The sequence below is a fragment of the Gemmata sp. genome, assembly GCF_051859125.1.
Taxonomy (GTDB): domain Bacteria; phylum Planctomycetota; class Planctomycetia; order Gemmatales; family Gemmataceae; genus Gemmata.
The window spans coordinates 1-20,271 of sequence record NZ_JBHYGG010000040.1 but is presented as its reverse complement, the minus strand read 5'-3'; the positions used below and the strand labels follow the sequence as shown (position 1 = coordinate 20,271).

Sequence of the window (20,271 nt, the reverse complement as noted above, 5' to 3'; positions counted from 1 at the left end):
TGCAAGATCCTGAATTCCAAGCCACGCGCCCAACCCGCGATCAAGAGCAACTGACCGGCGGGGGTCGCCCGGAGCTGGGGGCTCGACCTGCCGGGGCCGTCGATGACGAGCAGACGGAACCCCATGTGGTGAGCGAACGCGGGCGTGGGCTGGTGTGGGGGAGATCACCACACGAGACACCAGCGGACTCGTGCGTGGGCGAGAAGCCTCCGCACGAGTCCGCTGGTCGCGGGCAGTTGTGAGCGAGAAGTTCGTGACGGGACCGGACGGAAGGCGTGGGCAACCATGACGGAGATGATCATGGATTCCCCGGACAACAGTCAGAGGAGACGTGCCCGCATTGACCCCGGCGCCCTCCCAAGAGGCTGTCCAGATCGGGGCTCGGCCGCGGCGGTCGCGGCGGGGTGGTGGGCGGGGTGCCGTGACGCGGGCCGTGTGGCTTGCCACGCATCCGGGTTGACCCGCGGCCCCTCTCCCGGCATAGGGCGGTCGATCGGGCCGGCGGCGCTTCCTTGCCGCCGAAGGCCGGGGAGTAGTCCCTGCTCCCCGGCCGCGCCCGGACTCCGCCGCACCCCTGACGCCTCGAACCTGATGCCTTCGGCGGCAGGCGACGGGGGCAGCAGTGGCCTCTGCCTTTCGGTACCCCGGGCCTTATCCCGGGCCCGTCCTCTGCTCGGCCCCGGCCGGGGGGTCCGCGGTCAGCCACCCGCGCCCGGCGGCGTACCGGACCAGGTCCACGCGGCCCCGGCACTCGAGCTTCTCCATCGCCCGGCTCTTGTACGTCTCGATGGTCTTGACGGACACGGTGATGCGGGCCGCGATCTCCTTGTTGCTGTACCCCAGGGCGATCAACCGGACCACCTCGGCCTCGCGCTCGCTCAGGGCCGCCCCCGTCTCACCGGCCGAGCGCGTCGGGCCGCCGACCAGGAGGTGGGCCATGGCCGGGTCGACGTACCTCCCGCCCCCGGCGACGACGCGGACCGCGCGGACCAGTTCGGCCGCCGCGGTCCGCTTCAGGACGTACCCGCTCGCGCCCGCCCCGAGGAGCAGCCGCAGGTACCCGACGTCCTCGTGGACCGTGAGGGCCAGCACCCGCAGGTCGGGCCGCTCGGCCCGCAGCCGGGTCGCCACCTGCGCGCCGTTGAGCCCGGGCATCGACACGTCCACGACGGCGACGTCCGGGTCGAGCTGGCCCGCGAGGGCGACCGCGGTCGGGCCGTCCTCGGCCGCGCCCACGACCGCCATGTCCGGCTCGCCGGCCAGGAGGCCCTTGAGCCCCTCGCGCACCACGGGGTGGTCGTCGGCCAACAGGACGCGGGTCACGTTCATCGGCGCCTCTCGATGTGCGCGGGGGCGACAACTCCAAGCACCCACAAGGGAGCGGGGCGATCGCGGGTATACCGGGCCGCTGCTCGCGAGTCATCAACGAACGCGGGCGTGGTGCCGCGTGGGCTGGTGGAGAGCGCCACACCGACCTCGTCGCGTCGCCGGCTACGAGGTGTGCCGCGGGAGCGGGTCCGGCCGCGGCACGACCGTCTTGCCGGTGACCGGGTCCGTGATCGTCGGGGTGAGCACCCACGCCACGTTCTGCCACATCTCGAGCCGCGCCCGGGTCGCGGCCAGCTTCTTCGCCGCGTCGTACAGCCGCTGCAGGGCCGGGTTAAGGGGCTCGGCGGCCGACGTGTTCTTCGAGCCGGCCGGGCTCATCGCGGATCCCCTGGGATTCTTCACGCGGCCGGGGCCGACGATACCGGCGACGTGCTGGGAACGCAAGGGCCCGGGGCAGGTTCTTCAACCCCCCCGGCCCGCCACGGCACGCTGGGCCTTCCGCTTCTCGTAATCCTTCACGCGGGTCCGCTCGCACGCCAGGCAGTAGTGGTTCCGGCCGTCCGGGCTATCGACCCGCTTGCTGAACTCCCGCAACTCCTTCACCGCTCGGCACCGGCCGCGGCACGCCTTGGTCCGCTTCTCCCCCGCGAGGGTGAGCACCACGGCCTCGAGGGTCGAGCCCGTGGCCGTGCGGCGGGTCCCGGCCGCCCCGAGGACCGCGGCGCTGATGACCCGGTCCCCGTTCTCAATGTCGGTCGTCCGGGCGACGTGGAGCGTGACGTCCTCGGCGAAGATGGCCGCGAGCGCGAGCCAGTTCTCGGCCGCGTGCACCTTGTCCGCGTCGACGTGCAGGGGCGGAGGCGGTGGGTCCTTCGACGCCAACTTGAGCGGGGCGACGGGGTCGGCGCGGTACACGTCGAGCCACACGCGCACGGCACCGGCGGTCACGGCAGCCCCGTCCCGGGCCTGCTCGACCGCGTACTCGCGCAGGGACTGCGGCACCCCGGGCTCCGACAGTGCGTAGAGCGCGGTCGGGGTGACGTGCTTCAGGACGTTCGGGTCGGCCGCGCCGAACACCTTGTGAACGGCCAGGAGCCGGGACGCGGTGCGGCGGGGGACCTGGGCCTCGGCCGACAGCCACGGCTCCCACCGGCCCCGCCCCAACCGCTTCCGCGCCCGGGCGAGCACCTGACCCGCGGCGAGAACTTCCTGGACGCTGTGACGCAGCCGGACGCGCAGGTCCGCGGCGGCCCGGTGCAACCACACCCGGTCCGGCTCGGCCATGCCGGCGTAGTCGAACTGCGGGGCGGCGGCCTCGTCGGTGGTGTCGGTCACGGTACGGCGCTCCGGGGGCGTGGACCTGCGTGACCGAGATGGTCACGCGGATCGCGGCGTCAGAACAGGCGGAACTCGCCCGTGTCGGGGTCGTAGCTGATCTGCGACCACTCCTCCTCGGTCAACTCGTCGTCATCGTCGTCCGGGTCGTCGTCCCCGAACTCCTCGAGGTCGTCCCCGGTCGGCCGGGCCGCCGCGAGGCTGAGCCGCACCCGCGCGGGGTCGGCCCGGACCAGGGGCGGCACCAGGGCGGCCGGAAGCGTGGAGAACGTGCCGGTGGCCGGGTCGAAGACCGCGTACAGGTCGGTGGACACGCGGCGGTACAGGCGGGGCTCGCGGGCGTGGCTCATGGTGGTGCTCCGGGGTGGGAATGGGTCCGGGCGGCCGCGGTCACCGCTCCCGCCGCAGGTCGAGGATCGGCACCCCGATGTTGCCCGGGGCGGGGACCTTCTCGACCCCCCGGGCGTGGAACGTCTCGGCCGTGCGGAGCCACTCGGTGAACAGGTCGTCGGCCGGGGCGGCCCGGTCCTCCATCGTCGCCCGGATCCGCGCGACCGCCTTGTCGATGGACTCGCTCCGGGCCATGCCGAACGACACGCCGGCCAGGATCCCGTTGAGGGCCTCGAGGCAGTCGGCCATGAACGGGACCCCGGCCTCGAGCGCCCGGTTGGCCACGTTCAGCAGGAACTCCTTGACGGGGAGCAGCCCCTCGCTCAGCGCGTCCTCCATCTTCGACTGCCGGTCGATCAGCTCGGCGTACTGCCCCCCGAGGGCTCCCCCCTCGCGGACCTGGGCCATGAGGCTCCGCACGTCGGCGTTGGCCGAGGCCGCGGCGATCTGGCCGTTGAACTGCCCCAACTCGCGCCCCCGCTTGGCCAGCGCGTCGAGCGCGTCGCCGGCCGCGGAGCCGACCTTGGCCACGGTCGCCATCGCGACGCCGGCGGCGGCCCCGTACGGCCCTAACCGGTTCAACCCGGCGACCGCCCCCTCGATCGCCCCGCCGATGGCCGGGGCGGTGCTGCCCGCGGCGACCCCCGATGCCGCCCGTCCGGCCCACGCGCCCGCAGATCCCGCGCGATCCGCCCACCGGCCCACCGCCGCGCCCCGGGCCGCGGTCCGCTGCTCCCCGGCGACCCGGGCGCGGCTCGCGTCGCCGACCCGCTTCACGGCCTGCTCGTGCTCGCGCTGCTTGGCGACGACCTGCGGGGCGGACTTGCGCGCCGCCTCGTACGCCGCGTCGGCCCCGGCCTGCTTCTGCTGCGCGGCCACCTCCGCCCGCCGGTCCTTGATCCGGTTGACCCGCCGCTGCCGGGTCTTGTTCTGCCGCCACGCCACGCCGCGCTTCTGGCGCGCCGCGTCCCGGGCGCTCGTGCCGGCCGGGGCCATGGGCGGGGCCGAGCCCGCGGGGGCGAGCGGCGGGGCCGCCGGCGCGACCGGTGCGGCGACCGGGGCCGCGGTGGGGGCCGACCCGACCGGGCGGCCCGACGGTGCGGTCCCTGCGGCCGCGAGGGTCGCGGGTGCGGGCGGAGCCGCGGGCCGGGCGGGTCCGGCCGGGGCCGCCACGGGTGCCGGGTCGGTGACCGACGGGTCGGCCTCGAGGCGGATGGTGAGCTTGGACTCGGACATTGGTGCGTCCTCCGGGTGCGGGGTGGGTGTGGGTGTGGTCGGGACGGGTCACGGCCGCCACATGGTGACGAGCGGCACGGCCAGGACCGGGGACGCGGCCGGGTTCGGGCGGCCCCGCGCCCCGGCCGGCAACTCGGGGGAGATGAACTTGTCGGCCTGCTTGAGCAGGTCGGCGAGCATGTCGCCGCCCGGGGACTTGTCGTCGAGGATGGCGCGGATCCGCTCGAGGAGCTTGACCACCGACTCGAGCTGACCGAACGTCAGCTTGTTGATCCCCTCGAGCACGCCGACGCCCATCTCCAGTAGGGTCCGCATCATGCCGTTCAGGACGTCGATGAGGAACTCCTTGATCGGCAGCAGCAGCTCGCGGAGCGACGCCTCCATCTTGCTCTGGGTCTCGATCAACTGGGCCAATTGCGGCCCGAGGTCGTTCGCCTCCCGCACGTCGGCCATCAGGGTCCGGACGTCGGCGCCCGCGGTCGCCCCGGCGAGGCTGGAGTTGTACCCCGCCAGTTCCCGGCCGCGGGCCACGAACGCGTTCATGGTGTCACCGACGGCCGACACGCCGGCCTCCAGCACCTTCAGCCCGGCGGCCGCGGCGGCCCCGTACGGGCCGAGCTTCGACAGCCCGGCTGCCGCGGTGTCGACGGCCCCCTTGAGGGCCGGCCCGATCGAGTTGTCGGCCAGCCCCTCGGCCGCCCGGCCGGCCCGCTGGAGCCCGACCCCCGCGTCGCCGGCGAACCCCGTGAACCGCATCGGGTCGGGCAGCCGGGGCAGCGCCGCGTACGTGGCCGGGGTGGTGCCGACGCGGCCCGGCACGGGGGCGGCCGTGGCGGGCGCTGCGGCCTTTGCCGGGGCCGCGGTCGGGGTCGGCGATAGGGCCGGAAGGCCCCCGGCCGGGGGCACCGGCGGGGTAGCGATCGGCGGCAGCACGGGGTACCCGCGCCCGGGAGCGCCGCCCATCCCGACGGGCGGGAGGGGCAGCGGCGGGAGGGTCGGCAGCGGCGTCGCCGAACCGGCCGGGAGCGCCGGGCCGGGAGCCGATCGGCCCGCGTCCTTCTCTTCGATCGCGATGACGAGTTTCGCTTCGGCCATGGGAACTCCTCGGGTGGGGTGCGGGGTGTCGGTCGGGTCTACCGCCAGAGGGCGGGCACCTGGATCACGTGGGGCGGCCGGGCCGGCACGGGCGGGCCGAGCCGCTCCCCGTACCACACCGCCAGGGCGAGCGCGAGCACCAGGTCGTCGTGGTCCCGCTCCCGCCAACTGCTGAACGTCTCGTTGCGGTCCGCCGTGACCTTCACCCGGAAGCTCTCCAGCTCCTTGGCGAGCGTGGCCGCGAGGGGCAGCCCCGGCGCGATCCGCAGCCGCCGGGTGCCGAGCGCGGTCTGCACCGCCGACACGAGGTCGAGCTTCGGCACCGTGCCGTCGCCGACGGTCCGGCCCGCGGTGATCGACCACGGGGACACGGCCGCGCGGATCCCCGACTCGCGGAGCATGTCCACCGTCGGCCGCCCCACCCCGGTCGCGTCGACCACGAGCGGGGACATCGCCAGCGGCGGCTCCCGGAACCGGTCCGCCAGTCCCGCGACGATGGCCGTGTACGGCGTGCCGAGTGCGAACCGCTCGGCGTGCCGGACCGCGTAGTGCGCCACGTCCGGGCCGAGCGGGGCCTCCCGGGCCGCGGTCTGCTCGAGGATGATTAGGGCCGTGAAGTCGGCCGCCTGGCCGAGGTCGAGCCCGCCGATGAACCGCGTGTACGCCACGTCTACGACCTCCCGAACAGGGGCTTGATGTCGTTGTTGAGCGAGGCCGCGATGTCCTCGGTGGAGAACACGGCCGCGACGTCGTCGCCGAACTCGTTCAGGTACGACATCGCGAACCACCGGTCGCCCATGCTGCGGCGCTCGCGGTCCAGGAACTCGGGCGTGTGCCGCGGGCACTCCCGGGCGGTGATGCTCCACCGCCGGAACCCGGTCCCCTCGGTCCACTCCTTGAAGAACCAACCGCTCTTGCTGAACGCGGTCGACAGCGCCACGAGCCGGCCCTGGCTCGCGGACAGCTGCGGGCTCGCGGCGTGGTACACCTCGTCGCCGACCCGGGCCGCCTCGTCGATGATCAAGAGGGTCGCGGTGTAGCTGTGGACGCTCCGCTCCTTGCCCGGCAGCGCGATCACCCGCGACCCGTTGACCAGTTCGAGGGTCGTCACCGCCTCCCGCCGCGCCGCGACCGGGCGGCCCGCGGCGTTGTACCCGCTCGCCACCTTGCGGAGCATCTCGTTCGCCTGGGCCTCGATCGGGCACACGATCACGACCGTGCTGTGCGGCACCGTCAGGGCGGTGTGCAGCGCGAGCGTCGCCACCACGCTCGACTTGCCCACCTGGCGGGCGCACAGGATCAGGTTCAGCCGGTCGGTCGACCGGAGGAACTCGGCCTGCCACGGGTCGGGCTCGCCGATGCCGTCGGCGAACAGCCGGGCCGGGTCGGCCCGGTACGCGGCGAGCCGGTCCGCGGCCGCGGTCGACCGCGCGGCGGCCAGCGCCTCGACCCGCTCCAGTTGCCGCGCCAGTGCCGCACTCACGTCCCGGTCCCCTTGAGGGTGTCCTCGACCATCGCCAGGCGGTCGGCCAGGTCGAGGAGTTCCGCGCCCCGGTACCCGTGCTCGAGGATCGCGACCGCGGCCCGGATCTCGTCGCCCGGCTTCCCGCACGCCAGGTTCCGCACGAGCGCGTCGACGGCCTGGCCGGCGGCGCTCTGGAGCCGGCCGATGGCGGCCTCGACGAGTTGGCGGCGGGCGGTGCGGTACGCGGCCTTGAACGAGGCGTCAGTGAGCCGACGGCGGAGCGTGGCCGTGCTCGTCCCCGCCGCGGCGGCCGCCTCCTCGTGGGTCGGGCACGCCAGCAGCGCGGCGATCAGTTTGGCGTCACGCTCGTTCGGACCGCTCATATCCACTCACCTCCGCTCACCGGTGCAACCCGAACTACCGGCCCTGGGACGCCGCCCGCTTCGGCCGCGCGGTCGCCGGCTCCTCGGCGGGGGGCTCGGCCGCCACCGGCTCGGCCGAGGGCGTCGGCTCCTCCGGCGCGACGGCCGGGGCGCTCGCCTTCATCGCGGCGACTTGCACGCGGAGCGCCTCGACGTACGACCACACCTTGCTCTCGTCGCCGCTCATGAAGCCTTGACTAAAACCGCGCGTGGACAACTTCTCGAGCCTCTCCCGGCCGTGGATGCCGACCTTGAGTGGCCGCACCAGGTACGGCACCTCCGGCGGGTCGGCGTCGAGCGGCACGGCTCCGCGGAGTTGGCCCTCCAGGTGCTCGACCGCGGCGTACACGGCCACCTCGTCCTCGGTCGGCAGGGTGGTAGCCGTCCCGTCGGGCCGCACCTTGGTCGGCCGCTCCAGGGCGAAGACACCGTAGCCGTGCACGCGAGGCTGGATGCTGTACGGCATCGCCGGGGGCGGGGGCTCCGGCAGCGGGGGCGGTGCCGGCGGCTGGAGCAACTCGTCGAAGATCTGCATGTGGTCCTCGGGGTGCGGGTCAGGGGCGCGGGTCAGGTAACGACCAAGTCGTTACCTGCCGGGGGTCACGACAACTTCTTCCCGGCGGCCTCGATGGCCGTCAGGAACTCGCGGGCGGCCACCTCGGTTGGAAACGAGATCGCGACCTCGCGGTACGGGCTCATCCCGAGCGTGTCGCTGGCGGGCCGGCGGATCGTCGCGCTCTCCGCGGGCCGGATCGTCTCCGCCAGCCGCGCCACGGCGGCCACCGTCTCGCACTGCGTCACCACGGCCTTCAGGTCGGTCGTCGTCATCTGCGTCATCTCCAGGTTGGGGCCGCGATCGGCGGCCGGGTCAGGTACAGGAACTCGTCACTCGCTCACGTAGTCGAAGAGGCCGGGGCCGGTCGCGCCCGCCACTCCCACGGCCGCCGGCACCGCCGCAGGAACCGCCGGGCGGCGGTCGCGCTGCACACCACGGCCACCGGCACCCACGCCCCGCCGGTCCGGTGCTCGATCCGCATCACGCTGGTCGTCGTGGTCATCGTCATGTACCTCGTCGTGAACTGTTCGAAGCCACCAGCGTCCCGGGCCGAGGGCGGCCCGCTCGCCCAGTTCGATCGCCGCGAAGTACGTCGCCGCGGTCCCGATCACCCACCACCGGCTCCCGCGGCCGGTGGCCTTGAACAGCAGCGTCACGGCCGTCGGGTTGAACGGCGGGCACTTCATCTTCGCCACGCCAGGCTCTCGTTCGGGGCCGTGCCGTCCTTGCGGGGGTCCTCGGGACTACTCGCCGGCGTGGGGGTCCTCGCGGTCTACTCGTCGTCGTCCTCGACGTGCGGCGGCACCGGCACGCCGGCCGCGGTGAGCACGCGGAACCCCAGACACCCCGGGCTGGTGAAGCTGTCCGGGTGGGCCAGCAGCCCGGCCGCGAGGCTCGCGTCCGAAAACTCGCGCCGGTCCACCTGGCTGAACTGGGCCGGCGTGATGTTCTCGGCGCGGCAGTACCGCACGACCGCCGCCATCGCCGCGACGAACCGGGTCTGGTGGAGGCCCTTGCTCGCCGCGGACGCCTCGCGGACGTCGGCGCACAACAACTGCAGCTCCAGCTGCTGCGTGTCGCTGATCTGGGGCGGCGGCAGGCACCCGGCGGCCGCGAGCACCTGGCGGCCCGTCCCGCCCCGGGCCGCGACCTCGTCGGCCCGGTCCAGGAGCACGGCCGCGTCGTAGGCGAGCCCGAGTCCCGTCCGGTCCTCCAGGCGGAGGACCGCCCCGGCGATGCCCTCGTCCCCGACGTACTTCGTCAGCGCCACCAGGCCCGCCACGTACCGGCTGCGGAACTCCCTGTCGCTGGGCGCGTCCAGGGTCGAGCGGAAGTGCTCCGCGGTCATCTCACGCAGGGTCAGCAACTGGAAGTCGGTCAACTCGTTGGACTCGTTCATCTCGGTCTCCTTCAGTGAGAGGTCATGCGGCCCGCCGGGCGGCGGCTCCGCGAACTACGTACTCGCGACGGGCGGGCGCTTGTTCCGGTCACCCGCCACCGAGTTCGGCGATCGCCGACCGCTCCCGGTCGTCGTCGCCGTTGTCCTCCTGCGGCACCCGCGCGACGAACGTGCGGGCCGGGCGGCCGCCCTTCGGCCCCGACGGGCCGACGACCCACTCGCCCGCGCCCGCCGACACCAGGGCGTCGAGGGCCAGTTCAGCGAGTTCGGCGGACCGGTACTTGCCCGGGTTGGTCCGCTGGAGGTCCCTCGGTGTCAGCCGGCCGCCCTTGCGCCGCACCAACTCGGCGAGGGACCGGCTCGCCCGGTCGGCCGCCGACTCCGCGAGCATCTGGTACACCCGCTCGGCCTCGTGGACGAACCACCGGGCCAACTCCTCGCCCGCGGCCATCGACACGTCCAGGAGCGGCCCGGCGTGCGGATCCGGCTCCGTCGGGGCCCGGCGGGCCAAGTGGTGGACGAGGGCCAGCCGCAGTGCGTACCGGACGGCCTTGGGGAGGGCGGCGGCGAGCGGCCCGCCGTCGATCCCCTCGGCCCGCTCGGCGAACTCGTCGTTGAGCCGCTTGAAGCGATTGAGCGCCGCAGAATCGAGGTGAACGACTGCCGGCCCGGTGGCGGCCGAGAACGGGATCCCCCGGAGCCGCGTGAGGGTCCGGCCGAACGCCTCTTCGGTCCGCTCGTTCAACTCGTCGTCGGTCCACTTGGGGCACGCCTTCGGCGGGGCGGCGAACAGGAGGCGGGCCGCGAGGCCGCTGGAGGTGAACCCGCTGTCGGAGAGGATCTCGCGGAGCACGTCGGGCTGGACCCCGCCGAGGACCGCGACGAAGCTCCGGTCGGTCTCGACGTCCCGCGGCTCCCCGGTCCGCCGGTTCACCCGGATCGCGCCCGCGTCGAACATGCTCAGCCAATTCGGCAAATCCGTCGCCCCGCGGCCGGACTTGTACCGAACGAACGAGCTGAACCACCCGGCCAACTCGTCCCGCACCAGCACGAGCCCGCGCGGGCTGTCCCCGAGCATCTCGGCCAACCTCTCGATCGTGGTGTCGACCGCGACGAGGTACTCGCGGCCCGGCTTCGCCGGCCGGTCCCCCGCGTCCCGGTCGGCCTCCCAGGCCTTGAGGTCCGCCTCGTACCGGGTGAGGGCCTCGGCGTGTGCCTTCTTCAGCCCGCGGTCGATCCCGAACACCGCGTCGACCGCGGGGGCCATGCCGGGCGACTTGCCGGTGCCGGAGTCCCCGATCACGGCCCCCCAGATCGCCGGGGGCTCGCGGTACCGGCGCTTCGGGGACACAACGACCGCGGCCCCGGCGGCCGCGCCGGTCACCACGAGGGCCGGGAGCGCCGCGTACACCGGGTCGCAGCCGACGGCGGCCGCCGCCTCCGTGACGAACGCGCGCAGCACGGTCGGGAGCACCTCCACCGGGAACGGCCGGTACTCGGGCACCGCGGCCGCCGGGGGCGGGGGCTTCGGGGCGTCGGCGTGCGTGCCGTTCCGGGCGGGGACGGCCGCGAGCCGGACGAGCCGCCGCTTCTCGTCGAGGGTTGTCACGCGACCACCTCCGGCCGCCCGGCCGCGAAGGTGCCGGCGTGGATGATCTGCTCGAGTTCGACGAGGGCGGTCTGCGTGTTGTCCAGTTCCCTCCGGAAGGTCGGGTCGAGGGCTTCCTGCACGCAGGCCGGGTACAGTTCGGCTGCCCACCGCAACCCCATCAAGGTCGCGGTCGCGTGGTTCTCCTTGATCCGCCGCACCTCGGCGAGGTGCCGCTCACGATCCAGGGTCGCGTCGCACTCGGCGTTGGCGTCGCGCGCCACCTGGGCCGCGTGGGTTCGCCGATCCGCGTCGCTGTACGCGAGCAGGGCCGTGGCGTAGGAGGCGAGTGGCTCGCCCATGCCCGCGATCACCGTGTGGAAGTCAGGCGTGTGGGGGCCGTGTTGCGGGTCGCCGCCGGTCGTGGTAAGCTTGGTGCTCATCGAGTACGCCTCTGTGTTCGAGTGCACGCAGCGCCCCGGGTAGCAGCCGGGGTGCTCGCGTTTAGCGGCAGCCCTTCAGCCCGGCGGCCCACTTCTCCAAGTCGCTGCGGCGGAAGCACGGGCCGGCCCCCGGGACGCTGACCTCCCGGGGGAACCCCGCCGTTCCCTTGAGCCGGTAGAACGCACTGCGGCTCAGGCCGAGGAAGTTCCACGCCCTCGCCTGCGGGACGAGCAGCGGCAGGACCGTCCGGGCGGCGACCGCTTCGGCGATGGCCGCGATGGTGCCGGCGTCGAGCGCGATGGCGGCAGGGGCGAGTTCAGCGGTGGGCACCGGACACCTCCGCCGTCGTGGTGGGCTTCGGGGTCGGACGGCCGTGGACGCGCTCCGAGAGCCGGAGCAGCGACCGCGTGATCCGAACGGTGCGGTAGAGAGCGGCCAACTCGTCGCGGAGCTTGTCGGGCGGCGGCAGTGCGGCCGCCGAGGTGGAAGTTGCGACCATTTCGTGTTCCCCCGGGTCAGTGACTCCGGGGGAATGATCGCCCACGCAGGCGGGGAAAGCAGGACGGATATCCGAGGATGGGAGGCGAACTCGGGGGAAATGGCCGGTTAGGCGTCGGATCGGCGGATGATCATGTACTGACCGAGGTTGCGTTCACCGGCCCTCCCTCGCCTTGCGACGCCTGGCGTTCGCACGACTTGCTGGAGGGCCCTGTTGCTCGACCTCCGTAGGACATCGGTGACGCACTTTCGAGGGTCCATGATGTCCCTCACGGGGCTCTGATCACTCGCCATGTCGTCGACCGTCAGCCCGCCCGGGAAGGCTGCGATCAGCGCGGCCAGGCACCGGAGTTCGGTTCGGTTCGCGTCAAGCGCGACCGGGCCGTTCTCGCCCTCGACCCATCCCTCCAATCGCCCGTCGGGATACGCTCGCACGTGCACGGGGCAGCCATCCTTCTCGATCTCATCTGGCACCGGCGGTGCGACCACAGGTGGGCCCTCGGCGTCGCCGCCACCCGGTGGCAAGACGTGCACCGTCTCGGGGGGCGGGCCGGCGACTGCCGGCCCCGGGGCCGGCCGCCAGACGGGCCGGCGGGCGGCCGCGTCGCTGAGTGGTTCGCCGGCGAACACGGACTCCCAGCACGCCCCTGACTGCAAGTAGGCCAGCGCGGAGGCGAACCGCCCGCTCCCGATGAGCCGACGGTCCGCCAGAACAGCGCGGAGTTCGGCTTCGCGGCGGCCGATCGCGAGGTTCAGGAGATCCACGGCGACCCGCACGTGGGGCGGCTCTCCGGGCGAGCACCCGACCCCGTCGGGCGCGTACCCCTGGCTCCTGACGGCCGCCCCGGCGGCGAGGAGCCGCTCGGCGAGTTCGCCGAGGGCGGCGAGGTCGGGCACCCCCTCCCCCGCGTACAGCCGCTCGTACCGGAGCTGACGGAGGCCGCGCGGGCCGCCGGCGGGCTTCCCCTCACGCAGGCCGTCGATGGCGTCGTACACGCGCCGCCGCCGCCGGGTCTCGTGGTCGACTTCCTTCGCGAGCGACTCGCGGTCCACACTCTCGGACATGACGAACGTGATGCCGGCCAGGTCACCGGTTAGCGACATGATGTCATCCCCTTCGGGCCGACCGCGGGGGTTCCGCCGGCTGAGGATGAGAGCCGGCGTGCCCGCCCGCGGCCACCCGGGGGATCAGCCCGGGGTGCCCGATTCTTCCTCTTCGACAAAAGTCAGGGGTGGACATCGGTCGAAGTGGGGGCCGTACACTTCGGGCGCGTGGCCCGCTCGACAGAACCCCCGACACAACCCCGGGGCACCCCGGGAATTGGTTTGAAAACAAGGGTGTTTTGAGGTTCCGTCAGTTGTGTCAACTGTCGGGCAGGGGAGAGGGAAGGCCAGAACCCACGGGACAGCCAACACGTGCGTACCAGGGCATCACCCATTAACCGCGTGGGCAAGCAAAAGGGAGGGAGGTGTAACCCGGTCTGTAACCGAGATGCTTCCGATCATTCATCATCCGGAAATGGTAGCCTTCCATTTCAATGGGCACCGGTTTCCTAAACCGGGGGTCGCGCGTTCAAATCGCGCCGAGGGTACTTGCCTTCCACTTCACCGCGACCGAGGCGTCGCGAATCGCCGGCTCGTTCACCCACCTTGGCCGCGTGCCCGACCCGCCTGACCGACCGGAACGCGGGCGCTCCGTCTGCTCGCCATGCAATTCGGAAGGAAGTGCCCGCGGATCGTCGGCAGCGCCGCACCGCTACCCGTGACCCCGCCGCCGTGGGGAACCCACTTCGTCTCGAAGGTGAACGCGCACTCGCAGCTGGGCTCGTTCACGTCCCCCGTCAGCACATCACGTTTTTTCGAGCGCGGATCAACTGAAGGGTTGGGATGGGGAGATTACCAAGGAGTTGCGCAGGCTGATTCCCCGTCGCAGGCAGGATACTGCCGTGCAGAACATTTCACCTGCCAGCCAAGAGCCCTGATCGAATTTCACGTCGGGCAATTCGCCCCAGAACTCATCATTAATCTCAAGCAATAATTCAGTCCGAGCACTTCATGCCGGACACCTGTGGATCGCTCACCGTCATAATCGATTTTGAAGGTGTATTCCGCTCTCGGGACCGAGCAAAAAGCCCTGAAAACTGCTGCTATCCCTGCACATCAATAGTCAGGCCGCTCGGATTCAGGTTGCACGTCACTTGATTTGTGTGCTACGGAATCCCTCGTTGATTCAGTTCAATCCCGTCGCCCGTAACTGGCGGGGCTTCTGACCGAACTCGGTCCGATCGCCCGCCCCAGCTCGACCCTCGTTCGCCCGCTGCACGCGGAGCCGTAACCGTTCAGGGTGCCCTGCGCCCAGACTCGGATCGGGTTCCGCGCGCCTCGCCCAACTCATGTGTTTCGCACGGCTCCACACGCTGGTGGCGGGGACGTCCGCCGTGCGCACTTATCGGAAACCGCTTCGCGGAGTATTCTCAATGGCCGGTTCCCTTTCCCGCTGGATCGCGAGTCTCTTCCAGCCCGTTCGGCCCATCCGCAAGTCCGCTCGTACTCTGGGTTGTGAGCAACTGGAGTGCCGGGAAGTCCCCGCGTTCGTCGGAACGGGAACCGGGCTCGTCGCGAACTACTACAGCGACGCGAACTTCACTACCCTCGCGGCCACGCGGGCGAACCCGACCGTCGACTTCAACTGGGGGACCGCCGCTCCGGTCGCCGGGCTCCCGGCCGACGGCTTCTCGGCCCGCTGGACCGGGCAGGTGCAGGCGCAGGCCAGCGAGACGTACGCGTTCACCGTCGCGGCCGACGAGGGCGTGCGGCTGTGGGTGGGCGGGAAGCTGGTCATCGACTCCGCCGCATCGACCACCGCCGGGACCTGGTCGGGCACCGCGGCCCTGACGGCGGGCCAGGCGTACGACCTGAAGCTCGAGTACGTGGACCGAACCGGCACCGCGAACGTGCAGCTCGCCTGGGCGAGCCCCTCGACCGTGAAGCAGGTGGTCCCGGCCACGCAGCTCTACGCCACCAAGGGGTGGCTCGACACCGACATCGGCAGCCCCGCCGCGGCCGGGTCGCTCGCGGCCGCCAACGGCTCGTACACCGTCCGCGGGGCGGGCTCGCTCGGCGGCACGGCCGACGCGGCCCACTTCGCCTACCAGTCGGTCACCAAGGACGGGAACGTCGTCGCCCGCCTCGACGCGCTCAGCGGCGGCACCGGCGGCGTCATGCTCCGGGCCGGCACCGGGGCGTCGGAGGCGTTCGCCGCCGTCACGATCGTCCCGGGCCAGGGTGCGGTGTTCACCGCCCGCACCGCGACCGGCGCGGCGGCGACTGCGAGCGCCGCGGTGCCGGCGGGCGCCCAGCCGTGGGTGAAGCTCGTCCGCAACGGGAACCTGGTCTCGGGCTACGTCTCGGACACGGGGGCCGACGGGAGCTGGCGGCTGGTCGGCACCGCGGGGGTCGCCCTGCCCCGCGAGGCGCTCGGCGGCCTGGTCGCCGGATCGGCCTCGGGCGTCGCGGCCGCCGCGTTCAGCAGCGTGACCGCGGCCTCGACCGTCCCCGTGGGCGCGAACATCGACTTCCTCACCGACTGGTCGCTGGCCAACGCGTTCGTGGACGTGGTCAAGCAGGCCCGCGGGTTCACCTCGCTCGCCACCAACCAGCCGGCCCGCGGCGACGCCAACGGGTGGCCGACCGAGGACTTCTACACGATCCTCCAGTCCGGGTTCACGAACACGGCCAAGGTGTACAACGGCGTCTACAAGCTGTCGTTCACCGGCCGGGCCGACGTGTCCATGTGGAACGGCGGCGGCACCGTGACGAACGTCGCGTACAACGCGGCCACCAACCGGACGACGGCCGACGTCACCGTGCAGCGGAGCGACGCGGAGACCGGCTGGTACACCGGGCTCACCTTCCGCAACGTGGGCGCGGGGGTCCGGGACGTCCGGGTGATCCGCCCCGGGTACGACCCGAACACCACGCAGGTCTACACGAACGAGTTCCTGAAGACGGTCCAGCCGTTCACGACGCTGCGGACGATGGACTTCACCCAGACGAACAACAACGCGGTGGTGAACTGGGCCGACCGCACCAAGCCGACCGACGCGACGCAGGCCGGCAGCAAGGGCGTGGCGTGGGAGTACGTCATCGCCCTGGCCAACGCGACCGGGAAGGACGTGTGGATCAACGTCCCGGTCGGGGCCACCGACGACTACGTCCGCCAGTTGGCCGCGCTGTTCAAGGCCCAACTGAGCCCGGACCGCGCCGTGTACGTGGAGTTCTCGAACGAGGTGTGGAACGGCATGTTCTCCCAGACCAACGTGAACCTCCAGGCGGCCATGGCCGAGGTGCAGCGGGGCGGCTCGAACCTCGCCTACCCGGGCGAGACGGCGGCGGCCAACCAGTGGGACTGGGCGTTCCGGCGGACCGCCCGGCGGATCGTGGAGATCAGCAACACGTTCGCGTCGGTCTGGGGCCAGGACGCGATCGACACGCGGGTCCGCCCGGTGCTTGCAACGCAGGTCGCGGTCCCGTACATCCTCCGCACCCAGCTCGACTACCTGGACCGCACCTACGGCGACCCGACCCGGTTCCTCTACGGCACCGCCGGCGCGCCGTACTTCGCGGTCGGGGACGCCGACCACACCCAGACGAACCTGACGGTCGACCAGGTCCTGGCCGGGCTCGCGACCTCGGTCGCCGCGAACGCCGCGGCCCTCGACGAAACGGCCGCGCTGGCGACGTACTACGGCCTGGCGAACCTCGCCTACGAGGGCGGGCCGGACACGTTCGGCGGGAACAACGTCGCCGCGAAGAAGGCCGCGTCGCTCGACCCGCGGATGAAGGACATCACCGTCCAGTACATGAACGACTGGTACGCCCGCGGCGGCGACCTGTTCACCTGGTACATGGCCGGCCCGACGAACTACGACACCCAGTACGGCACCTGGGGCCTGACGAACGACATCACCAACCTGGCGGCCCCGAAGTACGCCGGGGTGCAGCAGGTGATCGCGGCCCCGGAGGCGGCCGAGACCGTCGGCACCCCGGTGAGCGGCGAGGTGCTGGCGAAGAACGCGGTCGGGCCCGGGGCCACGGCCGACGCCTACCCGCGGTACCTGCACAACGGCGACACCCGCGAGTACCTGGTCCGCGTGCCGCAGGCCGGCACGTACTCCCTGCGGGTCCGGTACGCCGCCGCCCAGGCGGGCGGCCAGGTTCAGCTCTCCGTCAACGGCGCCGACGCGGGCACGCTCTCGCTGCCGGTCACCGGGCCGAACTACGACGCCCTGTGGTCGCCGAACGACTTCGCCGACTCGACCGCGGTCACCGTCCGCCTCGACGCCGGGCTGAACGTCGTCCGCGTCCGCATCGTCAGCGAGGGGTACACGCTGTACTCGCTGAAGTTTGATGGCGCGGCCGGGGGCGTCGTGGCCCCGCCGGTGTCGCCGCCGGTCTCGCCGCCGGTCGTCCCCCCGACGGTGCCCCCGGTCTCGCCCCCGGTGACCGCGCCGCCCCCGTCGGGCCAGACCCCCGTGGTGGCGCTCACGGCCCCGGCGTCGGTCGCCGGGCTGACCGCCGTCATCACCGCCGCCGCCACCGACGACGGCGGCGAGGCCGGGCTGACCTACACCTGGTGGGCCGTCTCGGGTCCGGGCGCCGTGGGCTTCACGGACTCCGGGTCGAACGCGGGGAAGAGCACGACCGCGACGTTCTCCGCCCCCGGGACCTACGTCCTCAACGTCCGCGTCGACGACGCAAGCGGGCGGTCCGGCTCGGCACAGGTGACCGTCACCGTCGGGGGCGTCGTGGCCCCGCCGGTCTCGCCGCCGCCGGTCGTTCCCCCGACGGTGCCGCCGGTTTCGGCCCCCGTCTCTCCGCCGGTGACCGTCCCCGCCCCGTCGGGCCAGACCCCCGTGGTGGCGCTCACGGCCCCGGCGTCGGTCGCCGGGCTGACCGCCGTCATCACCGCCGCCGCCACCGACGACGGCGGCGAGGCCGGGCTGACCTACACCTGGTGGGCCGTCTCGGGTCCGGGCGCCGTGGGCTTCACGGACTCCGGGTCGAACGCGGGGAAGAGCACGACCGCGACGTTCTCCGCCCCCGGGACCTACGTCCTCAACGTCCGCGTCGACGACGCAAGCGGGCGGTCCGGCTCGGCACAGGTGACCGTCACCGTCGGGCAGGCCGGCGCCGGCCTCGGACTGACGGGGCTCCGCCGCAACGGCGCGGCCGCGCTGGCCGGCACGTCGCTGCGGCTGGCGAACGGCCGCAACCAGGCGGGCAGTGCCTTCTCAGTGGAAAAGGTCCGCGCCGCCAAGTTCGACAACTCGTTCCGGTTCCAGCTCAGCGGGGCGGGGAGCAACGGGTTCACGTACGCGATGCAGGGGCAAGGCGCGGCGGCCCTGGGCACCGCGGCCGGGCTCGGGTTCGCCGGCATCTCGCCGGGCGTGGCCGTCCGGTTCGACGCGGTCAACGCCCGCATCACCGTGAACGCCAACGGCAAGACGCTCGGCCAGGTGAGCCTGAGGACCGCGGGGATCGACCTCCGCAGCGGCAACGTGTTCCGGTCGCAGATGACGTACGACGGGACCACGCTCACCGTCACGCTCCGCGACACGGTCACGGGCAAGGCCGCGGCGCTCGCCGTGAAGGTGAACGTCGCGGCGATCGTCGGTGGGCCGACCGCCTTCATCGGGTTCACCGGCGGCACCGGGACCGGGGCGGGCGTGCTCGACGTCCTGAGCTGGACCTACGCCCCGGTGGCGTGACCCCCGCTACCGGCCGGCCCCCGCGTCCACGAACGCCCGGTACTTGTGCGCCCGGGCGGTCGGCTGGTCCTGGTACTCCAGCAGCCCCCACGAGCCCCACTTCGACGGGGCCATGGCGTAGTTGTAGAAGACGTAGAGGTCGCCCCCGGCGTCGGCCCAGTGCTTCAGGTGCTTGCGGTACAGGCCGTACATGCGGGGGTCGCGGTTCGCGGTTTGGAACAACTTGGCCAGCTCCTCGTTGTTCTCGGCCCCGCTGTGGCCCACGAGGTGCTGCCCGCCCTCGTAGGCGATCAGCCGCAGGCCGAACTTCCCGGCGAGTTCGGCCTGCTGGCGGACCGCGTCGCGGTTCGGCCCGTCGATCTCCTTTTCCAGTCCGTCGAGGAGCTGCGCCGGGGTCAGCTTCAGGGTCGCCGCGGCGGCCTTGGGGTCGCCGGTCTCGTTCCCGAAGTACGGCGCGACCGACAGGGCGTCGGCGTGCTCGTGGGCCTTCTTCCACGTCAGCATCTGCTCGCTGAGCCACGGCACGTCGTTCTGCGACGCGAGCACGCGGACGAGCCGCTCGCGGCCGAACTCCTCCTCCCAGATCTTCATGACCTCGACCGACCGCTCGGCGTAGAACCGGGTCTGCTCCGGCTCGCCGAGCTTCCGCGCCTTCCCCTGCTCCTGGGCCCACTTGGTCTGGTCGAACATCCAGTTCCACACCTCGTTGCTGTACTCGACGTACGCGGTGCGGTCCGGGTCGAGTTTCGCCTTCACGAGCTTCGCGAACTGGCGCACGAAGTCGTCGTCGGCCAGGTGGGGGACGCAGAACCACGGGTCCACCTTCGCGGTGTTCGCGAGGGCGACCATCACCTCGACCGGGACGCCGCGCTCGGTCGCGTACGTCGCGTCGTCGGGCTTCGGGCGGTCGGCCCACTTGCTCAGGGTGCTGTTGTTGGTCCGCTGCCAGTCCATGAACCGCACGACCTTGGCCGGCTTGAGCCGCTCGAGGAACAGCGGGTGGAACGGGGACTTGGCGTTCTCGAACCCCGGCATCCAGACGCGGAAGTCGCGGACCGGGTCGGCGGCCTTGCTCGCGAGCAGGTCGATCTGGAGCCCCTCCTGCCCCGGCTTGACGTCGAACACCGTGCGGTTCTTCGCCTTCGCGACGACCTGCGTCACGTCGTACCGGCTCACGTCGACCTCCCCGGTCCCCTTCCAGGTCGCGACGTACCTGCCGGCCGGGTAGTGCCCTTCGAGTTCGCGGAGGACGAGCGTCCACGCGGGCTTTCCGGGCTTCGGCAGCGGGTTGCCGGTCTTGTCGAACGCGAGGTCACCGCCGCCCTCGGCGCTCCAGGCCCGGGCGCCCTTGAAGGCGTCCACGAACGCCCACTCGCGGGACCAGTCCTGCACCGCGGCGAGGTTCAGCCCGACGCGCAGCGGACCGGCCGCCTTCGGCCGCGCACCGGACCCCTTTGCGGGGGACGGGTCGCCGGGTGCGCCCGGGCCGCCCGCGGAACACCCGGCCACCCCCGCCGCAAGAACCAGCAACCCAACGAGTCGGCTCGGAGCTGACATCGGACACCTTCGCGCCAGACCAGGGAACCCGGCACCCACGTACCGCCGCGGGGCGCGTGTGGTGCAAGTCCCGGGCCGCGCGGCATTCGCTCCCGGTCCGGCAGAGGCGCGACGAAGAGTGAAGTAACGGTTGTGGTCCGAGCCCGAGCGCCGAGCGAGGGTTCGCGCTCAACCCTCGCTCGGCGCT

Annotated in this window: 20 protein-coding genes; 1 reads left to right on the top strand and 19 read right to left on the bottom strand. The window is 72.5% G+C overall.

Annotated features, from left to right (window positions below; translation table 11 throughout):
* Nucleotides 1–651 precede the first annotated feature (651 nt).
* The 18 genes from ACTIGN_RS05580 to ACTIGN_RS05495 form a co-directional block, all read right to left on the bottom strand.
* Nucleotides 652–1,329 carry a response regulator gene (locus ACTIGN_RS05580; RefSeq protein WP_439621818.1) on the bottom strand — a complete coding sequence of 226 codons (678 nt, stop codon included), beginning with the start codon at nucleotides 1,327–1,329 and terminating at the stop codon, nucleotides 652–654.
* Nucleotides 1,330–1,491: 162 nt separating this feature from the next.
* Nucleotides 1,492–1,707 carry a hypothetical protein gene (locus ACTIGN_RS05575; protein ID WP_439621817.1) on the bottom strand — a complete coding sequence of 72 codons (216 nt, stop codon included), beginning with the start codon at nucleotides 1,705–1,707 and terminating at the stop codon, nucleotides 1,492–1,494.
* An 84-nt stretch (nucleotides 1,708–1,791) separates the two neighbouring features.
* Nucleotides 1,792–2,664 (bottom strand): hypothetical protein, encoded by an 873-nt coding sequence (locus ACTIGN_RS05570; protein ID WP_439621816.1) that lies wholly within the window; start codon nucleotides 2,662–2,664, stop codon nucleotides 1,792–1,794.
* 59 nt (nucleotides 2,665–2,723) lie between these two features.
* A complete protein-coding gene (locus ACTIGN_RS05565; RefSeq protein ID WP_439621815.1) occupies nucleotides 2,724–3,014 on the bottom strand; it encodes a hypothetical protein in 291 nt (96 codons plus the stop codon).
* A gap of 40 nt (nucleotides 3,015–3,054) precedes the next feature.
* Nucleotides 3,055–4,290 carry a hypothetical protein gene (locus tag ACTIGN_RS05560; RefSeq protein ID WP_439621814.1) on the bottom strand — a complete coding sequence of 412 codons (1,236 nt, stop codon included), beginning with the start codon at nucleotides 4,288–4,290 and terminating at the stop codon, nucleotides 3,055–3,057.
* A gap of 48 nt (nucleotides 4,291–4,338) precedes the next feature.
* Nucleotides 4,339–5,385, bottom strand: a complete 1,047-nt coding sequence (locus ACTIGN_RS05555; RefSeq protein ID WP_439621813.1) for a hypothetical protein — start codon at nucleotides 5,383–5,385, stop codon at nucleotides 4,339–4,341.
* 38 nt (nucleotides 5,386–5,423) lie between these two features.
* The gene (locus tag ACTIGN_RS05550) at nucleotides 5,424–6,053 is read right to left on the bottom strand and encodes a hypothetical protein (protein WP_439621812.1); all 630 of its coding nucleotides are present in this window, start codon (nucleotides 6,051–6,053) and stop codon (nucleotides 5,424–5,426) included.
* A gap of 2 nt (nucleotides 6,054–6,055) precedes the next feature.
* A complete protein-coding gene (locus tag ACTIGN_RS05545) occupies nucleotides 6,056–6,868 on the bottom strand; it encodes a terminase large subunit domain-containing protein (RefSeq protein ID WP_439621811.1) in 813 nt (270 codons plus the stop codon).
* Entirely contained in the window at nucleotides 6,865–7,233 is a 369-nt protein-coding gene (locus ACTIGN_RS05540; RefSeq protein WP_439621810.1) for a hypothetical protein, read from the bottom strand. The genes ACTIGN_RS05545 and ACTIGN_RS05540 overlap by 4 nt, the downstream gene beginning before the upstream one ends.
* Before the next feature lie 34 nt (nucleotides 7,234–7,267).
* Nucleotides 7,268–7,807 (bottom strand): hypothetical protein, encoded by a 540-nt coding sequence (locus ACTIGN_RS05535; RefSeq protein ID WP_439621809.1) that lies wholly within the window; start codon nucleotides 7,805–7,807, stop codon nucleotides 7,268–7,270.
* 65 nt (nucleotides 7,808–7,872) lie between these two features.
* The gene (locus tag ACTIGN_RS05530; protein WP_439621808.1) at nucleotides 7,873–8,100 is read right to left on the bottom strand and encodes a hypothetical protein; all 228 of its coding nucleotides are present in this window, start codon (nucleotides 8,098–8,100) and stop codon (nucleotides 7,873–7,875) included.
* A gap of 57 nt (nucleotides 8,101–8,157) precedes the next feature.
* Entirely contained in the window at nucleotides 8,158–8,523 is a 366-nt protein-coding gene (locus ACTIGN_RS05525) for a hypothetical protein (protein ID WP_439621807.1), read from the bottom strand.
* A 77-nt stretch (nucleotides 8,524–8,600) separates the two neighbouring features.
* Nucleotides 8,601–9,227, bottom strand: coding sequence for a hypothetical protein (locus ACTIGN_RS05520; protein WP_439621806.1), 627 nt, complete (start codon nucleotides 9,225–9,227; stop codon nucleotides 8,601–8,603).
* Between the two features lie 88 nt (nucleotides 9,228–9,315).
* Entirely contained in the window at nucleotides 9,316–10,836 is a 1,521-nt protein-coding gene (locus ACTIGN_RS05515; protein ID WP_439621805.1) for a DUF3987 domain-containing protein, read from the bottom strand.
* A complete protein-coding gene (locus ACTIGN_RS05510; protein WP_439621804.1) occupies nucleotides 10,833–11,258 on the bottom strand; it encodes a hypothetical protein in 426 nt (141 codons plus the stop codon). Before ACTIGN_RS05510 ends, ACTIGN_RS05515 begins: the two co-directional genes overlap by 4 nt.
* A gap of 61 nt (nucleotides 11,259–11,319) precedes the next feature.
* Nucleotides 11,320–11,589 carry a helix-turn-helix transcriptional regulator gene (locus ACTIGN_RS05505; protein WP_439621803.1) on the bottom strand — a complete coding sequence of 90 codons (270 nt, stop codon included), beginning with the start codon at nucleotides 11,587–11,589 and terminating at the stop codon, nucleotides 11,320–11,322.
* On the bottom strand, nucleotides 11,576–11,758 hold the full coding sequence (locus tag ACTIGN_RS05500; protein ID WP_439621802.1) for a hypothetical protein: 183 nt from the start codon (nucleotides 11,756–11,758) through the stop codon (nucleotides 11,576–11,578). The genes ACTIGN_RS05505 and ACTIGN_RS05500 overlap by 14 nt, the downstream gene beginning before the upstream one ends.
* Before the next feature lie 107 nt (nucleotides 11,759–11,865).
* Nucleotides 11,866–12,861 carry a hypothetical protein gene (locus ACTIGN_RS05495; protein ID WP_439621801.1) on the bottom strand — a complete coding sequence of 332 codons (996 nt, stop codon included), beginning with the start codon at nucleotides 12,859–12,861 and terminating at the stop codon, nucleotides 11,866–11,868.
* A 1,373-nt stretch (nucleotides 12,862–14,234) separates the two neighbouring features.
* Between ACTIGN_RS05495 and ACTIGN_RS05490 the strand changes: the two genes are divergently transcribed.
* A complete protein-coding gene (locus ACTIGN_RS05490) occupies nucleotides 14,235–18,527 on the top strand; it encodes a PA14 domain-containing protein (RefSeq protein ID WP_439621800.1) in 4,293 nt (1,430 codons plus the stop codon).
* Nucleotides 18,528–18,533: 6 nt separating this feature from the next.
* On the opposite strand, the gene ACTIGN_RS05485 is transcribed toward ACTIGN_RS05490, so the two are convergent.
* Entirely contained in the window at nucleotides 18,534–20,084 is a 1,551-nt protein-coding gene (locus ACTIGN_RS05485) for a hypothetical protein (protein ID WP_439621799.1), read from the bottom strand.
* Nucleotides 20,085–20,271: the final 187 nt, after the last annotated feature.